This window comes from Methanobrevibacter sp., assembly GCF_017432245.1.
Taxonomy (GTDB): Archaea; Methanobacteriota; Methanobacteria; order Methanobacteriales; family Methanobacteriaceae; genus Methanobrevibacter.
The window spans coordinates 1-9,707 of sequence record NZ_JAFRJO010000070.1 but is presented as its reverse complement, the minus strand read 5'-3'; the positions used below and the strand labels follow the sequence as shown (position 1 = coordinate 9,707).

The following is a 9,707-nucleotide window of genomic DNA, read 5'->3' as shown; positions in this document are numbered from 1 at the left end:
CCTTTAGCATTGGAAATGTCAATGTCTAATAATGGGCTGCTTAATGCTTCATGTACAGATTCAATAGCTCTGTCGCCAGATTCAGATTCTCCCATACCAATCATTGCCATACCGGAACCTTTCATAATAGAGCTAATATCAGCAAAGTCTAAACTAATGAGTCCAGGTTTGGTAATGAGTTCAGTGATTCCTTTAACAGCTCTTCCTAAGATTTCATCTGAAGCCATGAAAGCTTTGTTTAAAGGAAGGTTAGGAGCAACTTCTAATAATTTATCATTAGGAATGACAATTACAGTGTCAGCATTTTCTTGAAGTTTTTCTAAACCTATTTCTGCATTTTCTCTTCTTTTTACACCTTCAGCAGAGAATGGCATGGTTGCTACAGCAACAGTTAAAGCACCAGCTTTTTTAGCCACTTTTGCGATTACAGGAGCAGAACCAGTACCAGTTCCACCACCAAGACCACATGTAACAAATACCATGTCAGCGCCATCTAATTCTTCTCTAATGTCTTCTTCACTTTCTTCAGCAGATTCTTCACCGATGGTAGGTTCTCCACCAGCACCGAGACCACCGCAGGTTTGTCTACCTAAAAGTAATTTCTTATCAGAGACACTGTAGAATAAGTCTTGAGCATCAGTATTTACAGTAATAGTTTTTGCACCTTCAATACCTATTTCATTTAATCTTGAAATGGTATTGTTTCCTGCACCACCAGTACCAACTACAATAATGTTAGCACGGCTTCCTTCAATGATTTTTAATAATTCTTCATCTAAATCATCACTTGATTTTTTAGGAGCAGAATTTTCAATGGTTTCTTCTGATCCTTTAATTGCATCATCTATAAATTTCACGAGTAAACCCCACAAATTTTATTAATTTAAAAATTATTTATAATAAGTATAAATTATTTACTATTATTTATTAAATATGTTTAAAGTAATATTTAAATGTAAATGAAATATTACCAAAAAATTTATAAAATTTTTAAATTTGTATTTAATTAATTTTCAAATTTGATTTTTAAATTAGTATTTTTATTATTAATTTTATAGTATATAACAATTGCCCATTAACTTTATAATAAATAAAGAAAGAAAAAAGTTTTAATAAACTAAAACTAAAATCAAGCTTTATCTTGGCATAGCTATGACTTCATGGAATTTCATATCAAATACATTAGTCATATTAGCTGCGGTCATAACAACAGCAGTATCTACTCCATGACCAGTTCCACCAATTGCTATTATCTCTTCACCTACTGGAATCAATCCTGCATCCGCAAGCATGATGGAGATTTCTGCACAAACCTTAAATCCTTGACAGATTGTTCTGTAGGTTGCTGCAATGATTTCCACAGGGGTAGCTCCTCCAAATTTTTTGGAAATGCTTTTACCCACACCACTTAAGGCATGTGATCCCATAAATGTTACAATACCCTCTTCTTCAAGCTTAGCCCTAGTTTCTTCATCCATTTGTGCTTTATTTGCTTCCTTAAAACCTACATGATGGGAACAGTTTACAATAGTTACATCTAAATCCTTCAATGCATCATTGAGTTTTAATGCACTTGCACCAGTAGAGGATGCAATAGCTACATATTTTATATCAGAGCCTTCCAATCTTTCTTTAACAAGTTCGATAAGTGCATCGGTATTTTCAACACCTGGTTTTTCAAAATAAGTGATTGTCTTTTCCATAAAACTTCTCCTATAACTATAATTTAAAATTTAAAATCATATAAAATTTAAAAATTCTATAAGTTTATACAATAATAATTATATATTTACTAATATAAAATTATACTATTAATTGATTTAATAATTGGTTTAATTATTGAATTAATTATTGAATTAATTTTGAAGTTTAATTTATTAAATTTTTATTATAATTTTTGAAATGATGAAGATAACATGACAACTAATCCAACCTATAAAGAAGCTGAAACCATAGACGGTCAAAAATATAAATATGTTGAAATAAAAGGATACAAGGTAATTCCTATTGAAACACATTATATCAAACCTAATGAAAGCATAGACTTTATGATAGAAGACATCTCCAAATTAGCTGAAGATGGAGATTACTTGGTTATAGCAGAAACACCTATCTCTGTATCACAAGGACGATTAGTTGATGAGGCAGATTACACCCCGTCATTTAAAGCAAGTTTCTTAGCGACATATTGGAGCAAATACCTTTGGGGATACGTTCTTGGACCGCTTCTTGGAATTAAGGAAAGAACCATTAAAAATTTAAGAAAACTTCCAGAAGAATCCAAAAGACATAAAGAAGTTGTTTTGCAACTTTACGGTTGGAAACATGCATTGAAGCCAGCTTCAGAAGCAGGAATAGACTTAAGCAATGCTCCAGGAACATGCGTATCATTGCTTCCAGAAAATCCTGAAAAAGTTGCAAAAGAAATCAGTGCAGACATAAAAGACAAAACAAACAATACTGTAACAACATTAATTATAGACACAGATGCAACATACAGAAGAGGAAAGAAATATTTTACAGGTCTTCCGATAGCCATTCCTGGAATTGAAGCGGATAAAGGTGTTTTTGGATACACATTAGGACAGCTTTCAGAAAACTTGGGATCAACTCCTTTAGGTTGCTCAAGAGAAATAGATGTTGATGAGGCAATTAAAATAGCTAATATCGCTGAGGATTACCAAAAATCATTATCCACTGCAATGGAAACAATTTACAGTGTAAAAGACGTTTTAGATTCTGACACCCATGAAGTCACTGTAGAATCTTTAGATTCCATCATACATACTCCTGCAGTCTTAATTAGAAAATAAAAAATAATTAAAAAATTATTAAAAAAAGACAAATTATGAAAAAATTAAAAAAAAGAAATTCAAATTAAAAAAAAGAAATTCAAATTAAAAAAAAAGAAATTCAAATTAAAAAAAAAGAAATAAAAAGAATTAATTATTTGCCATTAATTCTTCAATGACTCTAATCTCTTCTTTTTTGCTATTTATTCTATCTTGATTATCTTCAAATACTAATTCTTCATCACACATTGGACAAAGGAATTCTACTGTTGAAGCATCTTCAAAGTCAAGACGATAGTGCCCTAATGGACAAACGAAGAACATGTTATTTTCCAAATATTCCAATTCTTCTTTCAATTTCTTCAAATCTTCACTTAATATAACAAACTCTAATTTTTTGTATTCCTTATCATTAAATTCCCAATCATAAGTATACCATTGAGTTTCTTTGTCTTTATCCCTTTTGTAACTAGCCAAACGCATATCATATAATTTATAAAGGATCTTTCTAACGATATTTAACTTACAGACGATTTTTTCAGAAATATCTTCATCTGTAGTAAATCCATTTTTAAGACAATTTATAATTTCATCATATGAAAGATACCATAATTTAGTGTTCTTTTTCTTAATATGAACTGCTTTGGTTTTTTTAGTAGTTTTAGCTTTACTTTTCTTAGATTTTTCCTTATCAGACTCTTCTTCATCTTTTTCTGCATCTTTTGCATCATTGTCTACTTTTTCTTTAAGTTCGGCAATTTCAGATTCTGCATCAACTTCTTTTTTGACAACTGCAGAATCATTATCATTTTCTAAATCTGCATTGATACTTTTATCTTCAGAATCTTCTAAGTCCTCATCTTTTTCATTGCCCTTAGCTTCTTCTTTATTTTCAGGGGCTTTATCATTAGACTTAGCACTGTTTTCTTTTTTATCCTTACTCTTTTCAGCACTTTCTTTTTTCTCTTTAGATTTTTTATCTAAATCAATGAAATTATCATACAAAGTGTTTAATCCTTTTCTTGTGAATTTTTCTTGAGATTTCTCTAAAATATCTGCATTTTCTTTGAGAAATTCTTCAAAACATTCTAAGTCAAGCTTGAAATGTTTAGCCATATCTTTATTAGAGAGCTCTCCACGCTTGAGCAATTCAATTAAATTTAAAGAATTAACACCCATCTCCAAATGATAAATAAAATTATCATTTAATGAGGATAATATTTCTTGAGAGCAGGTTTCTTTAGTTTCTTCAAGAAGATCAGCACTTTCATCTAAAAAACTTTCAACAATCTTATTTTTAAATGATCCTAACATAGCTTTAGAAAATTTCTTTTTGGTTTTTTCTAAAAGTTCTGGGTCTTCATCGAAGAATTGGTCAACAAGTTCAATGTCTAATTTGACCTTTTTTACCATTTCCTGTTTAGTAAGTTCTTCTTTCTTATAAAAATCAATTAAACTTAAACAAACCTCATGAATCTTCAAAGTATAAACTAAATTAGTAGTTTCGAGAGTTTTAAGAGCTTTATCAACTTCTTTTTCAGTTAAGTTAGTACCTTTAGCTATCTCTTTAATAGTACTTAACTTATCCAAAGGCCATTCTTTAAGACATTTGATAACATCTATGGCCTCACTATATTCGAATATCTCAGGAAATAAATTTTGAATAATAGGGTCTCTTAACATAATATAGTCTTCCTTATAAATATTTAAATTTTAAAGCGAAATTAAATTAAAAAAATTACTTAATAGTAAATGATTTAATAAATTACATTATATTATTATTTATTTACACACTATATTATAAATGTAATGTTTTTATAAAAATGATTAAAAAAATAATGAAAAAATAAATAATTAAAAAATAAAAATAGCAAAAATAAAAAAAGAACTAAGTCAACAAATATAAAAAATGAAAATAGAAGGAATAAAAGAGAAAAATAATAATGAAAATGAAAAAAAGGAGTTGAGAAATAATATGCAGATTATAAAATAGAAACTTTTAAGACTCCTTTTACTTTAAGGAATTCATTTAAAAGTTCTCCAGGTATAGCATCCTCTGTAATGATTGTCAAAACTGGATTTGCATTAAACCTAGTGTCTCCGGCATAAGCTTGACGAATGCTGATGTTGTGCTTGCTCATAATCCAAGCCACTTCAGCAAGAATTCCATCACTTTCTTCACCAGCTTCCACTTCTATAACACCTAAATTCAAGTTTTTTGCAATGTTTTTTATCAAGGTTCCTGCAGGAATAATATTTGAAAATATTTCATACAACTCTTCATCAGCAATAATGACATCCACGGTGGATTTGATTACTCTACGATCAACATCAGCAGAAGCAGCCAATGCAGAATCGCTTATTTTTAAATCACCACAATATATTTTCCCATCTTCACTTATTCTTAATCCTAACTCAAACATCTTTTGAGCTACAGCCATTCTTGCAGGATATTTACTGAACTTTAAATTTAAACTTTCCCACATTATATCACCAAGATACTTATCTAAAAATATATTGTACTTTTAAGTATATAAATGTATACTAATACATAAAAATGTACATTAAAAAATGGCATTACAAAGATTTAGTATTAATGTAAAATAAAAATATCTAAAAAAAGACGATAGAAGATTTAGTATTAATGTAAAATAAAAAATATCTAAAAAAAAGACGATAAAATTGACAGAAAGTGTAAAAATTTGAAAAAATAAGTAAAATCAGTAAAAGTAGGCTAGCTGGGATTCGAACCCAGGACCTCACGGTTATCAGCCGTGCGCGCTGACCAGGCTGTGCCACTAGCCTATATAACAAATACAAGTATTACTAATTATATGTAATCTAATATATAAATCTTTTGTTAAACAAGATTTTGATAAAAAAACAGAAAATCATTGAAATGCAAAGAAAATTTTAAATAAAAAATAGAGTAATTAAGTTTAAAAAAACTTAATTATCTTTGTTAAGCATCTCATTAAGAGAGTCAGCCATTACGTGACCTTCAATGATGAGTTTAACTTTATCGATTCCTTCAACTTTTAAAGCTTCAGCTTTAGCTTGAGCAGCAATACGGGTAACACTCATACAACCTGGGTTAGTAGGTTTAATTACGATCTCAGCAGTTGAACCTTCAATTGCAATAGATTGTACAATACCCATTTCTACAATACTTACGCCCATGTGAGGGTCGTTTACTACAGAAACTGCATCTTTTACAGCAAGTGCTAATTCTTCAGACATTTTATCTCCTCAATATTTTTTTAAATAATTGTTTTTTAATAATTGTTTAATTAAATTAGTGATAAGAATAAAATTTTAAATTTTATTTCCTAACAAAAAGTTAATAATATAACTATTGTTTTAATTATATTTAAACTTATCAATAATAATAAAAATATGTATATAAATATTAAATAAATAAACCTTTATTTATTATATTATTTTATTTCAAAAAAGGAAAGAAAAAACAATTAGTTTTTCTTCCTGTGTCTAATCTTTACACCAATACCATTTCTTAACTCGACCATTTCACGACCAGTCAAGACAGCTTTTCCAACAGCAACGACTTCATCATTTCTTACGACAACAACTTCATCCTTTGGAAGAATGCTTGGATCTGCATTTACAATACCTGGAGCAAACAAGGAGTTTGTCTTTAAGTCAAAGTCTATTTCAACTACATGAATGCCAAGCTCAGCAAGTCTTCTTCCTCCCTCAAGGTTAAGGGTGTATAAGCCAACATCCCTATTTAGTAGAGCCACTGTCTTTCCATTGGAATAAAGGGTTCTGTGATATCTTCCTTTAGCAACAACATCATCAGTGATCATTGCTTCAGCTTCTGCTCCAAACTGATATTTGGCAACAGATCTAAGCTCATTTAAAACCCTATCCCTATGTTTGGTCTTAGGATATTTCTTAAGTTCTTCCCTTAAGTTAAAAATGGATTGTGGAGAAGTTGGCCTGCCACCATCACATACATAAGTGCAGTTATCCAAATACTCACGACAAACCTCTTCGTAGCCTCCTTCAACATTTGCTATTACAGGTTTGTCTCCAACATAATCTCGAAGAAGCTCTCCAGCCAATCTTATCTCATCATCATTCCAATCACCTGAAACAGCCACATCATAGGATTGGATTGGGAAGGTGTTTTCCAATTCCCTTGGACAGATTCCGAATGGAGAAGTTACAATTACTTCCTGATAACCTTTGGTAGCCCTTCTGAATTTTTGGTGAGACTGAGAATTGGAGTATGGCTTTTTCATACTGCATGGAAGTGCAACTACAACATCACCTAAAGGTTCCATCATAGCCATCCTTTGCCTCCATCTAACAACTTCAGGCCTGTATAATGACTCATCACTTGAACAAATAACTTTCATTCTTTTCCTCGTTAAAATTATAAAATTAAAATAAGATAAACAATCAACATTATAAGATTAATACCAATTTAATATATAAACTTCATTAATAAAATAGTTTATTTAAGAAATTTTTTAGTTTTTTAATAAATTTTAGTTTATTTAATAATTTTTTAATTATTCAAATCTTAAAACAAGCTCTTCATGTATTTTCCTGAGTTTTTCTATTGATGGATGATTTTCACCTAATTTCCTTTTCCATTTTTCAATTGTGAACTCAAGATCCACTTCATCAGCACCATTGAATAGATTATCTGCATGGGAAACTATCTTTTCCTCCAATGTTTGAGGAGTGTAATCCTTTATAGGCAATCCTAATTCTCTAGCATCATCTTCGCTAAGGCCAGTTCCGATATGCCTTTCAACGATATTGATTATCTCCTGAGGATATCCTCTTTCCTTAAGTATTTGAGCGCCAATCACTGCATGTTCAATTGAATTGGTTTTGGATCTACCTATATCATGAAGCAATCCTCCAACCCTTACGAGTTCCATATCAACATCCTCAAAATTGGATGCAATTTCACATGCCTTTCTTGAAACTCCCTTGGAATGCTCAATTACCCATTGAGGACAATTCAATTCCTTCAACAGTTTTATTTCCTCATCCATATAATCACAATTAAAATAAAGTCATTAAAACTTAATAATAGAAATAATATTAAACAAATTATTAATTAAAAATAGTAAAGAAATTAGTTTAAAAATTTTTAAACAATATGTTCAATTTAAAATGTCGATTCTCAAATAAAAATTAAAAAAAAGAAATAAAATGAAAAAGACTATAACATGTCTTTCATCATTTTTTCACGTTCTTTGTCTTCTTCTTCTAACATTTCCAATAATTCATCCCAGGATTCTAAAGATTCCTTTGCAGCTTCTTCAGATAATTTTTCAATAGCATATCCTGCATGAATCAATACATAATCACCAATTTCCACATCTGGAAGAAGATCCAATTTAGCATTTTGCCTTACTCCTCCAAAGTCTGCAGCGCAAATGTTAGATTCAGTGTCAATCTCTACAATTTTAGCTGGTGCAGCAATACACATTAACAACAACTCCTTTTATTTATTTAAACGATTTATTTAAATGAATTAATTAATTTAAAATCTTAAATTAAAATCACTTTTATTTGATATTTTTATTATTAGTTTTTAGATTATATAAATATTTTTATTTTATCAAACAATTCTTTAAAAAAATAAGGAAAGTATTAAAAAATTAGGAAAAATTTATGTAAAAAATAAAATTCAAAACAGCACAAAAAAAATTGAAACAAAAATTAAAAATCAAGAAACATGAAATTTAAATCTAATCCTTTTATTTTTTAGAAAATGTTTTGTTTTAATTAAAATAGTTTGAAGTATTACTAAAAAGTTTATATATTATAAGATATATAAATTACTTTATCAATATAACTTTAATAAAATTAAAATAAACTGAATTTTAATTTTTGGAGTTTATCAATTATATTGATATTAATTTGGAGGAAATTATTTATGCATATTATGGAAGGATATTTACCATTAACATGGTGTATTGTATGGTTCATCATATCATTCATCATCGTTGCATTTGGTATTTATCAAATCAAAAAAATCGTAGATGAAACCCCTGAATCCAAAGCTTTACTCGCTGTAAGTGGAGCATTCATGTTCATCTTATCATCTTTAAAATTACCATCTGTTACTGGAAGTTGTTCTCACCCTTGTGGTAACGGATTAGGTGCAGCATTATTCGGCCCTGCTGTAACTGCTGTACTCGCAACTATTGTACTTATTTTCCAAGCTTTATTACTCGCACACGGTGGATTAACCACTTTAGGTGCTAACATTTTCTCAATGGGTATTGTAGGCCCATTCATCGCTTGGTTAGTATACAAAGGATGTCTTAAAGCTAATATTTCATCAACCATTGCAATCTTCTTTGCAGCATTCTTAGGTGACTTATTAACTTACGTAGCTACTTCATTCCAATTAGCTTTCGCATTCCCTGCTCCTACTTTCGGCGCAGCATTAACTGCTTTCTTAACTATCTTTGCAGTTACCCAAGTACCATTAGCTATTGGTGAAGGTATCTTAACCGTAATTATATGGGACAGATTAAAAGCTTACAAACCAAAATTATTAGACAAATTAGGTGCATTAGCTCCTAATGAAGCATAAGGTGATTAACATGAAAACATCAACATTAATTATTTTAGCAGTAATCTGTGCAATTATCTTCATTGCACCATTAGCAATGTATAATGGTCATGGGGAAGATGATGGATACTTTGGTGGATCTGACGATGCAGCAAGTGAACAAATTGAAGCTACTAACTTCGAACCTTGGTTCTCTTCAATTTGGGAACCACCTAGTGGTGAAATAGAAAGTTTATTATTCGCTCTTCAAGCAGCTATAGGAGCAATCATTATAGGTTACTTCTTCGGTTACTGGAGAGGACAAGGTAAAGAAGAATAATTCTTCTTTATCCATTTTTCTTTTTTTT

At 29.9% G+C, this 9,707-nt stretch carries 11 protein-coding genes and 1 tRNA gene; 3 read left to right on the top strand and 9 right to left on the bottom strand.

Annotated elements, in window-relative coordinates; translation table 11 throughout:
- Positions 1 to 857, bottom strand: an 857-nt coding sequence (gene ftsZ, locus IJI80_RS05995) for a cell division protein FtsZ (RefSeq protein WP_292788514.1), incomplete at its 3' end; no start/stop codon positions are given.
- Between the two features lie 279 nt (positions 858 to 1,136).
- Positions 1,137 to 1,703 carry a pyruvate kinase alpha/beta domain-containing protein gene (locus IJI80_RS05990; RefSeq protein ID WP_292788511.1) on the bottom strand — a complete coding sequence of 189 codons (567 nt, stop codon included), beginning with the start codon at positions 1,701 to 1,703 and terminating at the stop codon, positions 1,137 to 1,139.
- Between the two features lie 213 nt (positions 1,704 to 1,916).
- Between IJI80_RS05990 and IJI80_RS05985 the strand changes: the two genes are divergently transcribed.
- Positions 1,917 to 2,813 carry a coenzyme F420-0:L-glutamate ligase gene (locus IJI80_RS05985; RefSeq protein ID WP_292788509.1) on the top strand — a complete coding sequence of 299 codons (897 nt, stop codon included), beginning with the start codon at positions 1,917 to 1,919 and terminating at the stop codon, positions 2,811 to 2,813.
- Positions 2,814 to 2,942: 129 nt separating this feature from the next.
- Here IJI80_RS05985 and IJI80_RS05980 read toward each other — a convergent pair whose 3' ends face one another.
- From IJI80_RS05980 to IJI80_RS05950, 7 genes are all read right to left on the bottom strand, one after another.
- A complete protein-coding gene (locus tag IJI80_RS05980) occupies positions 2,943 to 4,475 on the bottom strand; it encodes a hypothetical protein (RefSeq protein ID WP_292788507.1) in 1,533 nt (510 codons plus the stop codon).
- A gap of 299 nt (positions 4,476 to 4,774) precedes the next feature.
- The gene (locus IJI80_RS05975; protein WP_292788505.1) at positions 4,775 to 5,278 is read right to left on the bottom strand and encodes an amino acid-binding protein; all 504 of its coding nucleotides are present in this window, start codon (positions 5,276 to 5,278) and stop codon (positions 4,775 to 4,777) included.
- Between the two features lie 244 nt (positions 5,279 to 5,522).
- A tRNA-Ile gene (locus tag IJI80_RS05970) sits at positions 5,523 to 5,597 on the bottom strand.
- Between the two features lie 144 nt (positions 5,598 to 5,741).
- Entirely contained in the window at positions 5,742 to 6,032 is a 291-nt protein-coding gene (locus IJI80_RS05965; RefSeq protein WP_292788503.1) for an iron-sulfur cluster assembly protein, read from the bottom strand.
- Positions 6,033 to 6,262: 230 nt separating this feature from the next.
- On the bottom strand, positions 6,263 to 7,174 hold the full coding sequence (locus IJI80_RS05960; protein ID WP_292788501.1) for a DUF5591 domain-containing protein: 912 nt from the start codon (positions 7,172 to 7,174) through the stop codon (positions 6,263 to 6,265).
- 156 nt (positions 7,175 to 7,330) lie between these two features.
- The gene (locus IJI80_RS05955; RefSeq protein ID WP_292788499.1) at positions 7,331 to 7,825 is read right to left on the bottom strand and encodes a TIGR00295 family protein; all 495 of its coding nucleotides are present in this window, start codon (positions 7,823 to 7,825) and stop codon (positions 7,331 to 7,333) included.
- 170 nt (positions 7,826 to 7,995) lie between these two features.
- Entirely contained in the window at positions 7,996 to 8,265 is a 270-nt protein-coding gene (locus IJI80_RS05950) for a HypC/HybG/HupF family hydrogenase formation chaperone (RefSeq protein ID WP_292788497.1), read from the bottom strand.
- Between the two features lie 450 nt (positions 8,266 to 8,715).
- On the opposite strand from IJI80_RS05950, the gene cbiM reads away from it, so the two are divergent.
- The gene (gene cbiM, locus IJI80_RS05945; RefSeq protein WP_292788495.1) at positions 8,716 to 9,381 is read left to right on the top strand and encodes a cobalt ECF transporter S component CbiM; all 666 of its coding nucleotides are present in this window, start codon (positions 8,716 to 8,718) and stop codon (positions 9,379 to 9,381) included.
- A 10-nt stretch (positions 9,382 to 9,391) separates the two neighbouring features.
- Entirely contained in the window at positions 9,392 to 9,679 is a 288-nt protein-coding gene (locus tag IJI80_RS05940) for an energy-coupling factor ABC transporter substrate-binding protein (protein ID WP_292788493.1), read from the top strand.
- Positions 9,680 to 9,707: the final 28 nt, after the last annotated feature.

Bases quoted from the DNA above. Each gene is read 5' to 3' on its own strand.
- IJI80_RS05990 (WP_292788511.1), bottom strand. From the start codon at position 1,703: ATGGAAAAGACAATCACTTATTTTGAAAAACCAGGTGTTGAAAATACC.
- IJI80_RS05985 (WP_292788509.1), top strand. From the start codon at position 1,917: ATGACAACTAATCCAACCTATAAAGAAGCTGAAACCATAGACGGTCAA.
- IJI80_RS05980 (WP_292788507.1), bottom strand. From the start codon at position 4,475: ATGTTAAGAGACCCTATTATTCAAAATTTATTTCCTGAGATATTCGAA.
- IJI80_RS05975 (WP_292788505.1), bottom strand. From the start codon at position 5,278: ATGTGGGAAAGTTTAAATTTAAAGTTCAGTAAATATCCTGCAAGAATG.
- IJI80_RS05965 (WP_292788503.1), bottom strand. From the start codon at position 6,032: ATGTCTGAAGAATTAGCACTTGCTGTAAAAGATGCAGTTTCTGTAGTA.
- IJI80_RS05960 (WP_292788501.1), bottom strand. From the start codon at position 7,174: ATGAAAGTTATTTGTTCAAGTGATGAGTCATTATACAGGCCTGAAGTT.
- IJI80_RS05955 (WP_292788499.1), bottom strand. From the start codon at position 7,825: ATGGATGAGGAAATAAAACTGTTGAAGGAATTGAATTGTCCTCAATGG.
- IJI80_RS05950 (WP_292788497.1), bottom strand. From the start codon at position 8,265: ATGTGTATTGCTGCACCAGCTAAAATTGTAGAGATTGACACTGAATCT.
- cbiM (WP_292788495.1), top strand. From the start codon at position 8,716: ATGCATATTATGGAAGGATATTTACCATTAACATGGTGTATTGTATGG.
- IJI80_RS05940 (WP_292788493.1), top strand. From the start codon at position 9,392: ATGAAAACATCAACATTAATTATTTTAGCAGTAATCTGTGCAATTATC.